Origin of the sequence: Halorubrum sp. SP9, assembly GCF_005435015.1 — an archaeon.
Classification (GTDB): domain Archaea; phylum Halobacteriota; class Halobacteria; order Halobacteriales; family Haloferacaceae; genus Halorubrum; species Halorubrum sodomense.
This window is the reverse complement of sequence record NZ_SGXU01000844.1, coordinates 1-207: the sequence shown is the minus strand read 5'-3', so window position 1 is coordinate 207 and position 207 is coordinate 1. Positions and strand designations below refer to the sequence as shown.

The following is a 207-nucleotide window of genomic DNA, read 5'->3' as shown; positions in this document are numbered from 1 at the left end:
CACCAGGTTCGAATAGGAGCGCTTGCTCACCGTCGGTAACTTGCTCCTTGACAGCGTCCAAACGTGTAGTAACCAGTGCGCACCCGCTCGCCAGTGCTTCCATATTCACCACCGGGAATCCCTCGTGGTACGAAGGTAGACAGAACACGTCTGCGGCAGCGTAGTAGCGTTGTATCTCATTGTGAGCAACTGCGCCGACGAACGTCA

Annotated in this window: 1 protein-coding gene; it reads right to left on the bottom strand. The window is 56.0% G+C overall.

Going from position 1 to position 207, the window contains the following annotated elements; translation table 11 throughout:
• Positions 1-207 (bottom strand): glycosyltransferase family 4 protein (locus EXE45_RS22005; RefSeq protein ID WP_137695239.1); only part of this gene is annotated, 207 nt, incomplete at both ends.